Genomic DNA, 15,867 nt, shown 5'->3' with positions numbered 1-15,867 from the left:
CTGTTCCGCCGGGGGGAGGAGGAGACCCGGAAGAGATGACGGACGGACAGTTCACCAAGGGGCACCTGATCACGTTGTTGATCAGTTCCGCGATCGGCGTGGGATTCGGTGCCGGGTGGTGGTTCTTCGGCGCCTCCTCCGTCTCCGGCGGATCGACGCCACTGGTCGTCGTGGGTGTCGCCGCGGTGCTGGGGCTGGCGGGATGGCTCGTGCTGACAGCCCGACGGGGTGCCGGGCTGCCCGCTGGTGGAGGCCGGGAGGAAAGCCCGTTCGGCAAGCAGTACGGGATCGCCGTGCTGCTCATGGTGGTGGGAATCTTCGCCGGGGCGCGAGTGCTCTCGGCGGTCTTCGAACTCCCCGAAGCTGTACCCGCGTGGGTACTCTTCGTCGTCGGCCTGCACTTCCTGCCGTTCGCGAAATTGTTCGGCTCACGGCGTTTTCTGGTGCTGAGTGCCTTGCTGTGCGTTGTCGCCGTGCTCGCCGCCGTCCTCGCGATCGCGGGTTGGACGGCGGCCTGGCAGCTCGTGCCGGGCTTCGGCGGCGCCGTGGTGCTCTGGGCGACGGTCGTCGCCGGGTTGCTCGGAACGGACCGTCAGGGAGCGACAAGCCCGGCTTCGTAGGCGAAGATCGTCAACTGGACCCGGTTGGTCGCGTCGAGTTTCGCGAAGATCCGGGTGATGTGGGTCTTCACCGTCGCCTCGCTCAGGTGCAGTTGCGCGCCGATCCCGGCGTTGGTGCCGCCCTGCGCGACAGCGGTGACGATCTCCCGTTCCCGTTCGGTCAGCGTGCTCAGCCCGGCTCGTGCTCGATGACGGCGAGGGCTCACCCGGGCGGCGACGAAGTGTCCGATGAGTTTCCGCGTCGTACGCGGCGACAGCATCGCTTCACCCGCCGCGACCACGCGCACCGCGTCGATGATCTCCTGCGGCGAGCCCTCCTTCAGCAGGAATCCGCTCGCGCCCGCGCCGAGCGCGTCGAAGACGTACTCGTCGAGGTCATAGGTGGTCAGCACGAGGACCTTCGGCGGGTTGGGCAGCGCGGTGACGGCGGCGGTCGCGGCGAGGCCGTTCATCCGCCGCATCCTGATGTCCATCAGCACGACGTCGGGCGCGTGCATGGTCACCTTCGGCACGGCTTCGTCTCCGTCGCCCGCTTCCGCGACGACCTCGATGTCGTCCGTACTGGACAGGATCATCGACAAGCCGGTTCGCACGAGGGGGTCGTCGTCGACGAGCAGCACTCGCAGTGGGCGCTGGTTCACCCGGACAGGTTAGTGGTGTCCCCACGGTAGCCAAGCCCGGACGGCGAATGTGCGCTCCTCGGTGGGGCCGGCGCTGACGTTCCCGCCGATCAGCGTGACGCGTTCGCCGATCCCGGTCAGCCCGGTGCCCGCGCCCGGTGGCTTCCCCGCGGCGGCCGTCGAGGGCAGCGGATTGACGACTTCGACGATCAGCCCGTTCCCCGGCCCGCCGCGAACCGAAACCTCGGCGGCGGCGCCCGGCGCGTGTTTGAGGATGTTGGTCATCGACTCCTGGACGATCCGGTACGCGGTCGTGCCGAGCAGCGCCGGCGCTCCGCCCGCGTCGTCGAGCAGGATCGTCACGTTGACCCCCAGCCCGGCGCGACGGGCGTTGGCGACCAGTTCGGGGATGTCCGCCAGCGTCGGCTGCGGTGGCTCGGGATGGGGCCCGCCCTCACCGTTTTCGCCGAAACCCTGGCCGTCGCGAAGGACACCGATGACCTGCCTCAGATCTTCGAGTGACTGGCGTGCGGTGGTGCGGACGGTTTTCGCCGCTTCGGTAGTCGCGGGTCCCTTGCTGACTTCGAGCGCACCGGCTTGCAGGGACAGCAGGGAAAGCCGGTGCCCCAGGACGTCGTGCATCTCGCGCGCGATCCGGGTGCGTTCCGCGCGACGGGTCATTTCGGCGCGGAGTTCCTCTTCCTTGGCCTCACGGATAGCGAGCGTGTCCTGCATCCCGCGGACGACCCCGACGGTGAGGGGCACGGCCGTCATGACGACGGCGACCGTCAGCGTCCCCATCACCTGCACGGCGGAGAACTGCTTGCCGACGATTTGTCCCGCGACCGTCACCTCGGGATGGCGGTTGGCGTCGCCGAACAACGCCCATGCCGTGGCCAGGTAGACCAGCACGGAACCGATCCACATGAGACGGTCGCGGCGGTGCGCGGCCAAGGCGGCGAGGGCGACCAGCGCGGCCAGCGCGTCGGACCGGAAGCAAAGCGGCGGCACCAGGGCGATGCCGAGGACGAGTTCCGGCCATTTGTGCCGCCAGCAGAGCATGACCGCCGCCGCGATCCCGGTGAAGAACCCGAGCGTGGACCACCACGTCGGGTCGAACGATTTCGTCGCCGGGAGATAACCCTGGGCGCTGAAGACGAAAATGCTGCTGATCACGCACGCCGCGACCGCCAGCACGGTGAGCACCACACCGAGCACACGCCTTGCCATGCGCTGAGCGTACGCAAGCGGGCCAGGCCACTCGCATCAGCGGAACCGATCCTTCCCGGCGCGCGGATTACGACTTTCGTCGTAACGGGTTCACGCGCCGAGGACGACGCGGCCACCCCGCGATCGCTGGTTGTATGCCGCCTCGTTCATTTCGTTCGAAAGGAAAACCCCGTGACCCAGCAAACCCCCTACACGCCGGCCCCGCAAGCCCCTGGCGGCCCGATGCCTCCCCGCAACGGCATCGGCGTCACGGGCTTCGTCCTCGGCCTGGTGGGGCTGGTCTTCTCCCCGATCCCGTTCGTCGGCGTCATCGCCTGGCCGCTGGTGATCCTCGGCCTGATCTTCTCGATCATCGGGCTGATCCGCGTCAAGAACGGAAAGGCCTCCAACAAGGGGCTCTCCATCACCGGTATCGCGTTGTCGGCACTCGGGCTCGTGGTCTGCGTGGTGTGGATCTTCGTGTTCAACGCGGCCGTCGACGACATCAACAACGAGCTCAACCGCACCGCGAAGGTGTCTTACGAGATCACCGGCGACGCGACGAACGTCGAAGTCGTCTACGGCGAAGTGCTCAACCCGCTCACCGAAACGGTTCCGGCACTGCCGTGGAACAAGGAAGTCGAGAACAAGGGCGTCTACAAGGGCGGGACGCTCACGGTCACGACGGGCGAGACCGGCGGATCGGTCAGCTGCAAGATCACCGTCGACGGCGCGGTGGTTTCGACCAAGACCGCTTCCGGCGAATTCGCGACGGCCGCCTGCACCGGAGTGTGACGGCCGGACGGTGAAAGGCCTCCTTCGCCATTCTCGGGGTGGCGAGGAGGCCTTCGCGGTTCCGGCATGATGCGGTCATGACCGAGCCCGACCATCCGTTCGCCCCGCCCGCCCACGAACGTCGCTGGATCGAAACCGTCACCGAACTGGCGAAGGACTTCGCCGCCAGTGCCGCCGAGTTCGACGAAACAGCCGAATTGCCCATCGCCAACCTTCGCGCGTTGCACGCGACAGGACTCGACAGGGCGACATTGCCCGCGGAGTTCGGAGGAGAGGACCTCAGTTATCGGTCCTACGGCGAGATCGTCCGGATCCTCAGCGCCGCCTGTTCGTCGACGGCGTGCGTCTGGGTGATGCACATCGGCGCCGCCGCCGGACTGGCCCGGCTGTCCGCTCCCGACATGGGCCGCTTCTACGCCGAGGAGCTGATCGAGGGCAAGCGGTTCGCCAACGCGCTGTCGGAACCGAGCAGCGGCAACATGTTCCTGATGCCGCAGCAGATCGCCGAGCCCGTCGACGGCGGATACCGGCTCACCGGCGCCAAGCGGTTCGTCTCCGGTTGTGAGGTCGCCGACCACTTCCTGGTCAACGCGCTCGTCGGCGGTGCGCCCACCTTCTTCGGTGTGGCGCCGGACGACACGATGACCTTCGTGCCCATCTGGGACACGATGGGACTGCGTGCCAGCCGCAGCCAGCTCGTCTCCTTCGAAGGGACCGTACTGCGGGAGGACCGCCGGTGCCCGCTCTCGACCGAGCGGCGCCCGAACCACATCGGGGCCGGCCTCGCCTTCTTGTCCCTGGGGATCGCCGACGCGGCGGAAGACGCGCTGATCTCGCACTCCCGAAGCCGCGTCATTCCGGCGACAGGGCAACCGCTCGCCGAAATGCAATGGCTGCAGTTCGAAGCCGCGGATGTCCACACCCGGCTCGAAGCGGCGCGCATGTACTCTCGGCACATGGCGTGGCTGGCGGATCGAAATTCGCCGGAATTCCTGCCCGCGACCATGACGGCGAAGGTGCTCGCGAACGACATCGCCCGCGACGTCGCCCAGCTCGCGTTGAAGGCGGGCGGCGGCTCGGGTTTCCTGCGCACTTCGCCGATCCAACGGCTGTTCCGGGACGCGCAGGCGGGCGGGTTGATGGCCTATTCGGCCGAAGTCTGCAAGGACCGGATCGGGAAGACGGTGCTCCTTCCGCAGGACTGACCTCGGATGGCCGGCCGGGTGACGTCACGCCCGGCCGGTCCCGCCGAAGCGGGTCAGCAGCAGCCGGTACCGCAGCAGTCGCAGTCACACCAGTCGTCGTTCCGCATGGTCATCCACCTCCTCTCGCAGGTTCGCGGTCAGGCGGGCGCCAGGCCCCGGGAAGGGGATCGGCGCATTTCTCGCCGGACATACCGGACAGCAGGGAAGTGAGTTCGGCGCGCAGCTCGCCGAGCCGCGTCATCTCCGCCTCGATCTCGGCGAGATGGCGTTCCAGCATGGTTTCGGCGGGTTCGCACGGGCACACCCCGGTGTCACGCACGCTCAGCAGATCACCGATCTCCGTCAAGGTCAGCCCGAGCCGCTGGGTGCCGCGGATGAACCGCAGCCGGTCCAGGACGGCCTCGTCGTAGCGGCGGTGTGCCCCGGTCGTCCGCGCCGGGACGGGCAGGAGGCCGATGCGCTCGTAATAGCGCACGGTGTCCGGCCGCACTCCGGCTCGGGAGGTCACCTGGGACATGGTCAGCGCTGTCGGCGCCTTCATCGCTTCGGTTCCCATAGACCGAGGGTAGAACTTGGACCCGGCTCCAGAATCAAGTCCGGAATTCGACGGGGCTCGCGAGGAGAAGACGACGGCGCGGCGTATCCGCATCATTCGAAAGGGTGGAAACGGCGAGAGGACGGCACGGTGACTGACTTCCGGTACGTGATCAGGGACCTCACCACGGAGGGTGAACAGGTCGACGCCCTGGTGTCCGATCTGGACGACGCGGGATGGGATCGGCCCACGCCCGCGGCCGGCTGGTCGGTCAGGCACCAGATCGCTCATCTTTCCTTCATCTTCAAGATCGCCGGATTGTCCGCGGCCGAACCGCGGAAGTTCGCCGAACTCGCGAAGACCTCGATGGCGCGCGGCTTCGACGCCGCCGTCAACGCGGCCCTCGACGACTATCTCGGGGACCCCAACGAGGTCCTGCTGAGCCGATGGCGCGCCGAACGCGACGCCGGCATCAAGGCGCTCGCGGCGGTCCCGGCGGACCAGGTCGTGCCGTGGCTGGTCAACCCGCTGCCGCCGGCGATCCTCGCCTGCGCAGGGATGATGGAGCTGTTCGCCCACGGGCAAGACGTCGCGGACGCGCTGGGGGTACGGCCGGAGCGGACAGACCGGCTCGCGTACCTCGTCGGCTTCGCTGTCCGGGTGCGGGACTTCGGCTACGAGGCACGGGGCCTGACCCCGCCGGAGCCGGAGTTCCGCTTCGAGATCACCTCGCCGTCCGGGCAGCTGTGGACGTTCGGGCCCGAGGACTCGCGGCAGCGGATCACCGGGAGCGCGGAGGACTTCTGCCTCCTGGTCACGCGGCGCCGTCACCGCGACGATCTCGACGTCCGTGCCGAAGGCGCGCTGGCGGATCACTGGTTGGACATCGCGCAGGCGTATCGCGGCCCCGCGGGCGAGGGTCGCGCGCCGGGACAGTTCGACCGCTGAGTATCGCGCCGCTTCCGTGATGATTACGGCATCCTGGAAGTCGCGATCAACTCCACCTGGTGCGATCGTCGATGGCACACGGGGTCTAGGAGGCGATCGTGGCACGGGTGTGGTTGATCAGGCACGGCGAGAGCGAGAGCAACGCGGGCCTTCCCGGTGGCGAGCCGGGGGCTTCGGCGCTGACCGAACTCGGCAGACGGCAAGCCCGCGAAATCGTGGAATCGCTGGCCGAACCTCGGCTGATCGTGACGTCGCCGTTCTTGCGGGCGCGACAGACCGCCGAGCCGACGATCGAACGGTTCCCCGGCGCGGAGCGTGAGGAGTGGCCTGTCCAGGAGTTCACCTTTCTCGGCGAACTCCATGGACAGGTCACCACCACAGCCACCCGTAAGCCGTATACGGAGGCCTACTGGGAGCGGGCCGATCCGCACCACGCGGTGAACGGCGCGGAATCCTTCGCCGCGCTCTTCACCCGGACCCAGGAATTCCTGGCGCGATTGGGAGAACGGGAACCCGGGCCGATAGCCGTCTTCACGCACGGGCTCTTCATCCGCGCGGTCATGTGGTCACTGCTGACCGGGATCACCACTCCGGACAGCGAGGCGATGCGAGGATTCCGCACGTTCGCCGACACCTACCTCGTGCCGAACGGCAACATCACCGAACTGCGGTACACGCCCGGGAAGCGGATCCCGCGGGTGGTGGTCCCGCTCGCTTCCCGGTTCGCCGACCGCTAGGCCGTGTTTCACAAGTCATGTTCGCGGTCTTCGCGCCCAGGCGGCCCCTGACGGCACGGGCGGATGCGCCCGAGTACGACCCGGTACGAGGCCGATCCGCCCGCACCGTCAGGAACCACCTGGATCACGAAGCCCATCGAACAGACTTGTGAAACACGCCCTAGGGCTTCAGCAGCAGCTGGAGTTCGTTCACCCCGGTCATGTGCGGGCTGGGGATGAACGACGGCGGAACGGCCGGATCGGTGCGCAGATCCGGGAACCGGTCCAGCAGGATGTTGAGCGCCGTCTTGCCTTCCAGCCTGGCGAGCGGGGCGCCGATGCAGAAATGGATCCCGCGGCCGAAGGCCAGATGCGGGTTGTGCGCCCTCGACGGGTCGAAGGTGCCCGGATCCGTGAACGTGCGCGGATCCCGGTTCGCCGCCGCGACCCAGGTGAAGAGCATGCTGTCCGCCGGGATCGTCTTTCCGCCCAGCTCGACCTCGGTCGTCGTGGCGCGGGCGACGAGTGCGAACGGGCTGAGGAAACGCAGCGATTCCTCGATGGTGGAAGGCAGCAGCGAACGGTCTTCGCGGACGCGCCGGTACTCGTCCGGATGGGAATCCAGGCACAGCACCGTGTTCCCGAGCAGCATCGTGGTGGTGATGTGCCCCGCGAGCAGCAGCACGTTCGCGAAGTTGACGACTTCGTTCTGTGTGAGTTTCACGCCGTCGACCTCGGCCTCGACGAGTTTGGTCAGCAGGTCCTCGCGGGGGTTCTTCCGTCGGTCATCGACGTGTTCGCCCAGATAGTTGACGAGGTTCGTCACCTGTTCGCGCGTTTCCTCGGCGGCTTTCCTATCCGCTTCGGTCTGTTCGATGAGCGACCGCTTCTGGCTGTTCCGCAGCAACGTGTCGACCCATTTCTTGAACAGGTCGCGATCGCTCGCCGGGATGCCGAGCAGTTCCGCGATGACGATCACCGGCAGCGGGTAGGCCAGGTGGGTGACCAACTCCATCGAGTCCGCGCCGTCGACGGCGTCGAGGAGTTCGTTCGTCAGCGCCGCGATCCGCGGTTCGAGGTCCGCGACGACCTTCGGCGTGAAGGCGTGGCTGACCAGCGTGCGCAGCTTCTTGTGGTCCGGCGGATCCATCTGGAGCAGGTTGCCCTCGGTGAACTGGTCCTTCTCCGGCGACATCTCCTTGGGGATCAGGCGGGCGGTGTCGGAGGAGAACACCTTGGGATCACTCAAGGTCTTCAGTGACTCGGCGTGACCGTAGACGTTCCACGCGCCCGTCTCGGATTCGAAACCGACCGGTTCGGCCGGGAATTCACCTCGAAGCCAGAACTGGTCTTTGTGCACGCCCCAGTTTTCGGCGATCGTGGTCATGGCTTGCCCCCTTCTTCTCGTGGTGGAGGAGCTCGGATCAGGAAAGCTCCTCGGTACCGTCCTTTCGGTAGATCCAGGCGTCGTAGGACGAGATCAGATCCTGGAACGCTTGGGTCACTTCGGCCGCGGTGGCGGCCAGATTCGCCGTGGACGGTGGTTCCGGCGGCTCGAACGCCGTCCGGATGATGTGCGCGAGAGCGTCGGCCTTCTCTTCGGCGGAGAGGCCGGTGCCGTCGATGGTGAAGTTGTCCACCAGGTAGAACCCCAGCGCCGAGGCGCGCAGGGAAAAGAGCAGGTTCGGGATGTCGTCACGCAGCAGACCCCGGTCGGTCATCGTCTTCAGATACCGATCGGCGACGACGGCGTCCTGATCCTGCAAGGGATGTTTCTTCAACCGGCCCAGCAGTTCGGTGTCGCCGGTGATGAGCGCGCCGAGCAACGGGTTTCGCTGGGTGAACAGGAACGCGGCCCGCTGGAACCGATGCGGGAGCACTTCCGCCGGATCCTTGTCCAGCAGATCGAGAAGATTCTCCGCGGCCCGGAGGGATTCACGCAGGAGCAACGCGTGGAAGAGGTTTTCCTTGGTGGGCCAGTGCAGGTAGATCGTGCCCTTCCCGATGCCAGCCTGGCTCGCGATGTCCTCGATGGTCACCTTGCGATAGCCCAGCCGCGACAGCAGGACGCCGGCCGCGTCGAGGATGCGATCGGCGCGGCCGGCGGTGCGGTCCGGACGTTCTGCCACGTGCGCTCCTAGTCTCTGACTTCATGACCAGATTTGCTCATCTGGTCATCCGGTCAGTTCGACGGTAGCGCCGGGTGGGCGGGTCCGGCAAGGAAATCGACGGGTTCTTAACGCAGATGGTGGGAGAGCAAGAAGTTCCAGATGACCGGCGTCGCGTTGATGACGGTCGGGGTGGCGGAGTCGTTGTTCGGTGCCGTGCTCGGCCAGACGTGCCCGGCGCCTTCGACCCGGTAGTGCTGGAGCGAGCAACCAAGCCAGCGCTGGACGGTGACGTCGGTCTTCGGCGAATACTGGATCGGGCGTGAGAAGCAGCCGTTCCGGTCCGCCCAGGCGGCGAGCCAGTCCGGCAGCGTCGGCAGGCCCTTCGCGGGATTCCCGGCGTAGGGGATCGTCGTGTCGGCCGTTCCGTGGAAGTCGAGAATCGGAGCGGGCCGCGACGGGTGGCACTCGCCGCCTTGTGGGTAGAACGCGCCGGAGACCGGGGCGAACGCCGCGATCCGGCCCGGCATCCGGCAGGCGAGAACGCCGACGAACCCGCCTCCGTTCGACTTGCCCGTCGCGTAGATCCGGCGGGAGTCGACGCACAGTTCCCGCTGGAGGGTGTTCAGCAGGTCGCTGGTGAAGAGCACGTCGTCGGCGGCCGCCGAATACGGCGCACCGGTCCAGGCCGATTCGCCGTCAGTGCCCACAAGCCCCTGCGGGTAGACGGAAATCGCGTCATACGCGGAAAACCCGGACAGCTCCTCCTGATACTTGGACGTCCGTTTGTGACCGTGGAACGACAACACCACCGGGTACTGCCGCGATGGCCGGTATCGCGCGGGAACGTGCACCGTGTACTCGCGGACCAGGCCGCCGGACGTCAAAGTCCGCAGTGTCGTCGTCCCGGCGGGAACCGGGGACGGACGATGACAGCCGGTGGTCGGCACCGGACGATCGACCGGCGACGGCGCGGCCGACGCCGTCGGTACGGCGAGCAGGCTCAATCCGGCAGCGGCGGCGGTCGCCAGCGCGAGACGGCGCAGGTACTTCGTGGGACCAGGCACGCGATCCTCCTTGATCGGGCGGCGGGGCGGTGATCAGGGTCACCCTCGGCACGAGCCTGGTCAGCATTGTGTTCATTGAGTTTTCGGACCGCTTTTCCTGTCACCCCACCGGGCGACGCCGCCTGGCCGCCTCACCTGGCCGCCTCGCCAGGATCCGAGGCCGGTCAGCCGCAGGCTTGTTTCGCCGTGAGCACCCGAGTCAAGGCCTCGTCGACCCGGGCGGCGGGGAGATCGCCGGACGCAAGCGCTTGCTCCAGCGTGGTCAGCACCGTGCCGACGTTGCCGCCGGAGGACCACAACGCCTGATCCGCCCCCGCCTGCAAGGCCTTGAGCACCGCCGTCGGCAGCGGATACTGCGACGTGATCGCCTTCATCGCCCCGAGATCGTCGGTGATCACCGGGCCGTCGAACGCGTAGTCCTTCCGCAGTAGCCGGTACGCCGGCGCGGACAGGGTCGACGGTGTGCCGCCGGTCAGGTCGGGCACGTCCAGATGCCCGACCATGACGCCGACCTCGCCGTACTCGCCGATGTCGCGGTACGGCACCAGGTCGACCTTCCGCAGCGAGGCCAGCGGCGGCGTCCGCACCAGTCCCTTGTGGGAGTCCCCGCTGGCGTGTCCGTGCCCGGGGAAGTGCTTCAGCACCGGCTGCACCCCGGCGTCCCGCAAGCCCTGCGCGAACGCCAGGACATACTTGCGCGCGACTTCCGGGTCCGCGCCGAACGACCGGTCGCCGACGATGTCGCGGTCCGGCTGGTCGGTGATGTCGGCATCGGGCGCGTAGTCGACGGTGACGCCGCGGGCCCGCATTTGCCGACCTCGTTCGGTGGCCTTCGTCCGCACCTGCGCCGGTGTCATGGTCGCGGCCATCTTCCGGGCACTGGGCATGTTCCCGTCGAGGGCGTCGATCCGCTGGACGCGGCCGCCTTCCTCGTCGATCGCCACCGACACCGGGACCTTCGCGGCCCGCTGCACCTCGTCCAGCGCGCGGTTCTGCAGCAGGGCCGTTTCGTTGCCGCCGAGGAAGATGCCGCCGACCTGCTGATCGCGCACCAGCTTCACCGCCGCTTGCGGGTCGGCGGCGTTCACGCCGACCACCATCAGCTGGGCCAGCCGCTGCCGGGGGCTCATCCCGGCGATGACGGCCTCGCAGCCCGGACCAGGCGTCTGCTCGACCCTCGGTGACGGCGAGGGAGCGGGCGGACTGGAGCTGGACGGGCTCGAAGCGGCGCTGCTCTGCGGTGGGGGTGTGGTCCCGGCGGGCTGTGCCGATCCGGCCTGTTCTGCTGTCGTACCGCACTGCACGCTGGTGAGCAGAACGGTGACCGTTCCCAGGATGACGGTCAACCATCGCTTCGTCGTCTTCGGTCGCCCGGAGTTCATCGGCTCGTTTCGTTCGTCGTCCATGCCGACATCGACGGTAACCCCAGTTGCCCTTTAGTACGCGATCGCGTGCCCTTTTACGCGTGCTCGCGCTGATCGGACCTCGGCCTCGCCTCCTTCCTCAAGTCGTGTTCTGGCTGGTCGGGCCTTGACAAGCCGGTCCGATGCGATTTACATTACCACATGGTTATGGAACCTCAAGGTTATCCACCGTAGCGGCAAGCGCCGACGGAGCCGGACGTGAGAACTCGAACTCGTGAGAACTGAAAGGCGGGCGACCGTGGCACAGGACCTGCTCGATGTCACCTTCGCGGCGCTCGCCGATCCCACCCGTCGCGCGATCCTCGCGCGACTCGCGCACGGCGAGGCCACGGTGACGGAGCTGGCCGAGCCGTTCGCGATGAGTCAGCCCGCCATCTCCAAACATCTGAAAGTGCTGGAGAGGGCAGGGCTGGTGGCGAGAGGGCGTGACGCCCAGCGCCGCCCCTGCCGGCTCGTGGCCGAGCCGCTGAAGAACGCGAACGAATGGCTGGGCGGATACCGCCGCTACTGGGACGAGGCGTTCTCGCAGTTGGACCTCGTCCTCGAAGGGGAATCGCACCACCCGGAGCGCCGGGACGAGACCGATTGACCACCGCACGAGCGGAAGGAGCCGCACGATGGGACGCACTCTCAGCGTGACGAAATCCGGCGATCTCGAGATCGTCATGACCAGGTCCTTCGACGCGCCGAGGACGCTGGTGTTCGACGCGTGGACCAAACCGGAGCTGGTACGCCGCTGGTTCGGCCCGCGCGGCTGCGAAGTCGTCGAATGCGAGATCGACCTGAGAGTCGGCGGCAGATGGCGCTACCGGCTGCGCCACGACGGCGGGATGGAGATGCTGCTGCAGGGCGTCTACCAAGAGGTCAATCGTCCGGAAAGGCTCGTTTCCCTCGAGACGAACGAGGATTGCGAGGCTTCGGAAGGCCAGGCTTTGGCGACTCTGACGTTGGTCGAACACGGCGGGGTCACCACCCTGACGCAAGTGCAGCGGTACGACTCGAAGCGGATCCGGGACGCGGTACTCGAGTCCGGGATGGAGCGAGGGGTCGGTGAGGGCTTCGACAAGTTGGCCGGGACCGTGGCCGTTCCGACGGAGGTGTGAACACGATGAACGCCATCGCGGATCGGTATCGCGTCCGGGCGGATGCCTTCGAGAGCAAGGTCGCCGCCGTCGAAGCCGGGCGGTGGGAGAGCAGGTCCCCGTGCGAAGGGTGGACCGCCAGGGATGTCGTCGGGCACATCGTCGACATGCACGGCGCCATGCTGCGTCCCGTCGGACGTGATCTCGGGCCGGCGCCTTCGGTCAGGGAAGACCCGCTCGGCGCCTTCCGGGCGGCTCGATCCGAGATCGAAGCCGTCCTGGCCGATCCGACACTCGCGACCGCGGAGCACGAGACACCGGCGGGGAAGATGACCGCCGAACAGCACATCGATCAGGTCGTCAGCGCCGACATGGTGGTCCACGGCTGGGATCTGGCCCGGGCCACCGGTCAGGAAGACACGATCGACCCGGAGGAGGTCTCCCGAATGTGGCCCGGAGCGCAGGCCATCCCCGAACAGATGAGGATCCCCGGTGCTTTCGGGCCCGGCATCGTCGTCTTCGGTCCCGAAGTGAAGGTGCCCGAGGACGCGCCCTTGCAAGACAGGTTGCTCGGGCTGCTGGGCCGAGACCCGAACGCCTGATCCGGGTCAGACGTGGATCCCCCGGTGCCGCCGGGCGGGCCGGGAAGGTATCGGTACCTCGGCGGTATCGGTCCCCTTGGCCGCGGCCAGGACACGCTCCAGAACCGACAGAGAGGTGGTGAGCAAAGAGATCTGGTTCTGGATCCGAGTCTTGGCGATCTCCAGTTCGCCGGTCATCCCCGGTGAAGGCACCAAGTGCGTGTCGTCTCCGGAAACACAGGGAAGGAGTTGCGCGATCTTGCCACTGCACAACCCGGCCGAATAGAAGAGCTGGATCTGCAGAACCCGGGCGACGTCGTCTTCGGTGAAGGTCCGATAGCCGTTGCCGCGCCGATCGGGCCGCAGCAGGCCTTCTGTTTCGTAGTACCGCAGCGAACGGACGCTCACCCCGGTCCGCTCCGCCAGTTCGCCGATCCGCATGAGTCCACAGTAGCCGCGGAAATCGAGGTTGACCGTGACGCCGGCGTCAGGGTTTAGCTTCGCGTTCATGAGGTTGCTCGAAGCATTCCGCGGGACCGCTATCCAGTTGCCGAATCGCATCGCGATGGCCCCGATGACCCGGGGGCGGGCCGATGACAAGACAGGCGTGCCACATCCGCGGACAGCCGAGTACTACGCGCAACGCGCGAGCGCGGGTTTGATCGTGAGCGAAGGCGTCTGGGTCAACCAGACCGGTAAGAGTGGCCCGGGTATCCCGGGACTGGTGACAGAGCAGCAGGCCGAGGCCTGGCGTGAAGTGACGGAGGCCGTGCACGAGAAGGGCGGTCGCATCTTCGCGCAGTTGTGGCACGCGGGGAGGGTCAGCCATCCCGGCGTGACGGGCCGGACGCCGGTGGCGCCGTCGGCGTTCCGGCAGGCCGGGCGGATCTTCTCGGCCGGAGGCTGGACGGACACGGTCGAGCCCCGCGCGCTCGGCGAGGAAGAGATCGGCGAGGTCGTCCAGGACTTCGCCGTGGCGGCATGCCGGGCTGTCGAAGCAGGGTTCGACGGCGTGGAACTCCACGGTGCCAACGGGTACCTCATTCACGAGTTCCTCGCCCGCAACACCAACCGCAGGGAGGATCGGTACGGCGGTTCCGTCGCCGCCCGGCTCGCCTTCCCTCTCGAGGTGGTGGCGGCTGTGGCCGAACAGGTCGGCGCGGCCAGGGTCGCTCTGCGGATTTCGCCGGGCAACCCGGAGAACGACATCGTGGAAGAGGATGGGAAGGAGGTGTACTCACGACTGCTCGCTGAACTCCGCCAGTACGAGCTCGCATATCTGCACGTCATCGACACTCCCGAGGTCGAGATGCTGTCCCACCTGCGGCCGCTGTGGCCGGGCACGCTCGTCGCGAACCTGCGTTCCGAGGAGCCGACCTCCCGGGACCAGGGTGAGTCCTTGATCGAATCCGGGCTGGCCGACGTGGTCGCCTTCGGCAGGCTGTTCATCGCGAACCCGGACTTGCCCGCCCGATTCGCGCTCGACGCCCCGCTCGCCCAGGCGGATCGCGACGTCTACTACGGCGCCCGGCTCGACGGCTACACCGATTTCCCGGCGTTCGATCCGGACTCGGCGAAGTTCGCCTGTTCGGCGAGCAGCTGATCTTCGCCGCCCGCTCTAAAGTGCGGGGATGGTCAAGACGGCAGTGGAAATCGCGGCGGCTGTGCGCGCCAAGGAACTCGACCCGGTCGAGGTGACGCGTGAGGCGTTGGACCGGATCGCGGCGGCGGACGGGGTGGTCGGCGCGTTCCGCCGGGTCAGGGCCGAGGAGGCGCTCGCTGAGGCCGCCGCCGTCGCCGAACGCGCGGACCTGGCCGACCTGCCGTTGGCCGGTGTGCCGGTCGCGGTCAAGGACGTCGCGCCGGTCGAGGGTGAGTACGCCTCGTGGGGGTCTCGTGCGGGTTCATCAACGGTGTCCACAGAGGACGGCGAGATAGCGCGACGGCTGCGCGTGGCCGGTGCGGTGATCGTCGGCCTGACCCGGGTGCCGGAGCTGTGCATCTGGCCGTCGAGCGACGATCCGGACGGAACGGCGCGTAATCCGCGTAACCCGTCCTACGCCGCGGGTGGTTCGTCGGGCGGGAGTGCCGCGGCCGTCGCGGCAGGGCTGGTGCCCATCGCGCACGGCACCGACGGTTTGGGCTCGATCCGGCTGCCGTCCGCGATGTGCGGGATCGTCGGCCTCAAACCGGGTAAAGGTGTGGTCCGCGTGCCGGGAGAGAACGGCTGGTTCGGCCTGTCCACGCACGGTCCGATGACGACCACCGTGGCCGACGCGGCCGTGCTGATGTCGGTCCTCGCCGAACAACCCGGTCTGGCGGATCTCACCGACCCGAAGCGGTCTCGGATCGCCCTGTCCACTCAGGTCCCGATGACGAGGGCGCCGTTGCCGCGCGCGTTCAGCAGGGCCGTCACGCAGGCCGGAGAGCTGTTCCGTGCGGCTGGGCACACCGTCGCGCCCGGAACACCCCGCTACAGCGCCGGTGCGGTCGGTGGCCTTCTCGCGCGCTGGGTCGCGGGTCCGGCCGAACAAGCGGCCGAGTTCGATCTCGCCGCACTTCAGCCCCGCACACGCGCGCACGTCCGGCTCGGGCGTCTGATGGCCAAGCGGGTCCGGGAGAGTACCCGGGAGCGATGGCTGGAGCGTGCCGAAGAGTTCTTCGCCGACCACGATGTCCTGGTCACGCCTGTGCTCGCGACCCTCCCGCTCAAGGCGCGCAGGTGGCACGAAAGCCGGTGGATCTCCAACGTGCTGCCGTCGGTGCGGGTGGCGGGTTTCGCGGGCCTGTGGAATCTCGCGGGCTATCCGGCGATGTCGGTGCCGGTCGGCGTGCATCCTTCGGGCATCCCGGCCTGCGTTCAGCTTGTCGCCGCGCCCGGTGGGGAAGCGCTCCTCCTGGGCCTGGCCGCCCAGCTCGAAGCAGCCAATCCCTGGCCTCGCACCACCGCCTCCTGA

Annotated in this window: 18 protein-coding genes; 10 read left to right on the top strand and 8 right to left on the bottom strand. The window is 67.8% G+C overall.

The genetic code is table 11. From position 1 onward, the window contains the following. Positions 1 to 35 precede the first annotated feature (35 nt). On the top strand, positions 36 to 620 hold the full coding sequence (locus tag ACZ6YV_RS09075; RefSeq protein WP_465509101.1) for a DUF7010 family protein: 585 nt from the start codon (positions 36 to 38) through the stop codon (positions 618 to 620). Here the strand turns inward: ACZ6YV_RS09075 and ACZ6YV_RS09070 are convergent. Both ACZ6YV_RS09070 and ACZ6YV_RS09065 read right to left on the bottom strand, forming a co-directional pair. After that, the gene (locus ACZ6YV_RS09070; RefSeq protein ID WP_378239964.1) at positions 593 to 1,240 is read right to left on the bottom strand and encodes a response regulator; all 648 of its coding nucleotides are present in this window, start codon (positions 1,238 to 1,240) and stop codon (positions 593 to 595) included. The two genes, ACZ6YV_RS09075 and ACZ6YV_RS09070, sit on opposite strands and share 28 nt — an antisense overlap. A 30-nt stretch (positions 1,241 to 1,270) precedes the next feature. Beyond that, on the bottom strand, positions 1,271 to 2,470 hold the full coding sequence (locus tag ACZ6YV_RS09065) for a sensor histidine kinase (RefSeq protein WP_465509100.1): 1,200 nt from the start codon (positions 2,468 to 2,470) through the stop codon (positions 1,271 to 1,273). A 222-nt stretch (positions 2,471 to 2,692) separates the two neighbouring features. Here ACZ6YV_RS09065 and ACZ6YV_RS09060 point away from each other — a divergent pair, with 222 nt between their 5' ends. Together ACZ6YV_RS09060 and ACZ6YV_RS09055 are read left to right on the top strand one after the other, a co-directional pair. Further along, a complete protein-coding gene (locus ACZ6YV_RS09060; protein WP_378239965.1) occupies positions 2,693 to 3,244 on the top strand; it encodes a DUF4190 domain-containing protein in 552 nt (183 codons plus the stop codon). Between the two features lie 77 nt (positions 3,245 to 3,321). Further along, positions 3,322 to 4,449 (top strand): acyl-CoA dehydrogenase family protein, encoded by a 1,128-nt coding sequence (locus tag ACZ6YV_RS09055; protein WP_465509099.1) that lies wholly within the window; start codon positions 3,322 to 3,324, stop codon positions 4,447 to 4,449. 109 nt (positions 4,450 to 4,558) lie between these two features. Here the strand turns inward: ACZ6YV_RS09055 and ACZ6YV_RS09050 are convergent, their stop codons facing one another. After that, positions 4,559 to 5,005: a heavy metal-responsive transcriptional regulator gene (locus tag ACZ6YV_RS09050; protein WP_465509098.1), complete on the bottom strand. Its 447-nt coding sequence runs from the start codon at positions 5,003 to 5,005 to the stop codon at positions 4,559 to 4,561. 129 nt (positions 5,006 to 5,134) lie between these two features. Between ACZ6YV_RS09050 and ACZ6YV_RS09045 the strand changes: the two genes are divergently transcribed. Beyond that, entirely contained in the window at positions 5,135 to 5,932 is a 798-nt protein-coding gene (locus tag ACZ6YV_RS09045; RefSeq protein ID WP_465509097.1) for a TIGR03084 family metal-binding protein, read from the top strand. 98 nt (positions 5,933 to 6,030) lie between these two features. Continuing rightward, positions 6,031 to 6,669, top strand: coding sequence for a histidine phosphatase family protein (locus ACZ6YV_RS09040; RefSeq protein ID WP_465509096.1), 639 nt, complete (start codon positions 6,031 to 6,033; stop codon positions 6,667 to 6,669). Positions 6,670 to 6,829: 160 nt separating this feature from the next. On the opposite strand, the gene ACZ6YV_RS09035 is transcribed toward ACZ6YV_RS09040, so the two are convergent. The 4 genes from ACZ6YV_RS09035 to ACZ6YV_RS09020 form a co-directional block, all read right to left on the bottom strand. Beyond that, complete coding sequence (locus ACZ6YV_RS09035) at positions 6,830 to 8,035, bottom strand: cytochrome P450 (protein WP_465509095.1); 1,206 nt, start codon at positions 8,033 to 8,035, stop codon at positions 6,830 to 6,832. A gap of 37 nt (positions 8,036 to 8,072) precedes the next feature. Further along, on the bottom strand, positions 8,073 to 8,777 hold the full coding sequence (locus tag ACZ6YV_RS09030) for a TetR/AcrR family transcriptional regulator (RefSeq protein WP_465509094.1): 705 nt from the start codon (positions 8,775 to 8,777) through the stop codon (positions 8,073 to 8,075). Between the two features lie 107 nt (positions 8,778 to 8,884). Further along, positions 8,885 to 9,823 (bottom strand): CE1 family esterase, encoded by a 939-nt coding sequence (locus ACZ6YV_RS09025; RefSeq protein WP_465509093.1) that lies wholly within the window; start codon positions 9,821 to 9,823, stop codon positions 8,885 to 8,887. A gap of 164 nt (positions 9,824 to 9,987) precedes the next feature. Further along, complete coding sequence (locus ACZ6YV_RS09020; protein ID WP_465509092.1) at positions 9,988 to 11,229, bottom strand: glycoside hydrolase family 3 N-terminal domain-containing protein; 1,242 nt, start codon at positions 11,227 to 11,229, stop codon at positions 9,988 to 9,990. A gap of 256 nt (positions 11,230 to 11,485) precedes the next feature. Here ACZ6YV_RS09020 and ACZ6YV_RS09015 point away from each other — a divergent pair, with 256 nt between their 5' ends. Genes ACZ6YV_RS09015 through ACZ6YV_RS09005 form a run of 3 tightly spaced genes read left to right on the top strand, consistent with a single transcriptional unit; the run spans position 11,486 to position 12,931 of the window. Next, a complete protein-coding gene (locus tag ACZ6YV_RS09015; RefSeq protein WP_465509091.1) occupies positions 11,486 to 11,836 on the top strand; it encodes an ArsR/SmtB family transcription factor in 351 nt (116 codons plus the stop codon). A gap of 28 nt (positions 11,837 to 11,864) precedes the next feature. Next, complete coding sequence (locus ACZ6YV_RS09010; protein WP_465509090.1) at positions 11,865 to 12,350, top strand: SRPBCC family protein; 486 nt, start codon at positions 11,865 to 11,867, stop codon at positions 12,348 to 12,350. A gap of 5 nt (positions 12,351 to 12,355) precedes the next feature. After that, positions 12,356 to 12,931, top strand: coding sequence for a TIGR03086 family metal-binding protein (locus ACZ6YV_RS09005; RefSeq protein ID WP_465509089.1), 576 nt, complete (start codon positions 12,356 to 12,358; stop codon positions 12,929 to 12,931). A 6-nt stretch (positions 12,932 to 12,937) separates the two neighbouring features. On the opposite strand, the gene ACZ6YV_RS09000 is transcribed toward ACZ6YV_RS09005, so the two are convergent. After that, a complete protein-coding gene (locus tag ACZ6YV_RS09000) occupies positions 12,938 to 13,420 on the bottom strand; it encodes a MerR family transcriptional regulator (protein WP_465509088.1) in 483 nt (160 codons plus the stop codon). On the opposite strand from ACZ6YV_RS09000, the gene ACZ6YV_RS08995 reads away from it, so the two are divergent. Next, positions 13,419 to 14,513, top strand: coding sequence for an alkene reductase (locus ACZ6YV_RS08995; RefSeq protein WP_465509087.1), 1,095 nt, complete (start codon positions 13,419 to 13,421; stop codon positions 14,511 to 14,513). The genes ACZ6YV_RS09000 and ACZ6YV_RS08995 overlap by 2 nt on opposite strands. A gap of 28 nt (positions 14,514 to 14,541) precedes the next feature. Next, positions 14,542 to 15,867: an amidase gene (locus ACZ6YV_RS08990; protein WP_465509086.1), complete on the top strand. Its 1,326-nt coding sequence runs from the start codon at positions 14,542 to 14,544 to the stop codon at positions 15,865 to 15,867.

The sequence above is a fragment of the Amycolatopsis sp. NPDC102522 genome, assembly GCF_055584485.1.
Note: the sequence above shows the minus strand (reverse complement) of the source record. Positions and strands in the feature narration are given on the sequence as shown.

What these genes read in the sequence shown, in the direction of transcription:
- ACZ6YV_RS09075 (WP_465509101.1), top strand. Translation starts at nt 36, where the DNA reads ATGACGGACGGACAGTTCACCAAGGGGCACCTGATCACGTTGTTGATC.
- ACZ6YV_RS09060 (WP_378239965.1), top strand. Translation starts at nt 2,693, where the DNA reads ATGCCTCCCCGCAACGGCATCGGCGTCACGGGCTTCGTCCTCGGCCTG.
- ACZ6YV_RS08995 (WP_465509087.1), top strand. Translation starts at nt 13,419, where the DNA reads ATGAGGTTGCTCGAAGCATTCCGCGGGACCGCTATCCAGTTGCCGAAT.
- ACZ6YV_RS09065 (WP_465509100.1), bottom strand. Translation starts at nt 2,470, where the DNA reads ATGGCAAGGCGTGTGCTCGGTGTGGTGCTCACCGTGCTGGCGGTCGCG.
- ACZ6YV_RS09005 (WP_465509089.1), top strand. Translation starts at nt 12,356, where the DNA reads ATGAACGCCATCGCGGATCGGTATCGCGTCCGGGCGGATGCCTTCGAG.
- ACZ6YV_RS09035 (WP_465509095.1), bottom strand. Translation starts at nt 8,035, where the DNA reads ATGACCACGATCGCCGAAAACTGGGGCGTGCACAAAGACCAGTTCTGG.
- ACZ6YV_RS09010 (WP_465509090.1), top strand. Translation starts at nt 11,865, where the DNA reads ATGGGACGCACTCTCAGCGTGACGAAATCCGGCGATCTCGAGATCGTC.
- ACZ6YV_RS09050 (WP_465509098.1), bottom strand. Translation starts at nt 5,005, where the DNA reads ATGGGAACCGAAGCGATGAAGGCGCCGACAGCGCTGACCATGTCCCAG.
- ACZ6YV_RS09020 (WP_465509092.1), bottom strand. Translation starts at nt 11,229, where the DNA reads ATGGACGACGAACGAAACGAGCCGATGAACTCCGGGCGACCGAAGACG.
- ACZ6YV_RS08990 (WP_465509086.1), top strand. Translation starts at nt 14,542, where the DNA reads ATGGTCAAGACGGCAGTGGAAATCGCGGCGGCTGTGCGCGCCAAGGAA.
- ACZ6YV_RS09000 (WP_465509088.1), bottom strand. Translation starts at nt 13,420, where the DNA reads ATGAACGCGAAGCTAAACCCTGACGCCGGCGTCACGGTCAACCTCGAT.
- ACZ6YV_RS09055 (WP_465509099.1), top strand. Translation starts at nt 3,322, where the DNA reads ATGACCGAGCCCGACCATCCGTTCGCCCCGCCCGCCCACGAACGTCGC.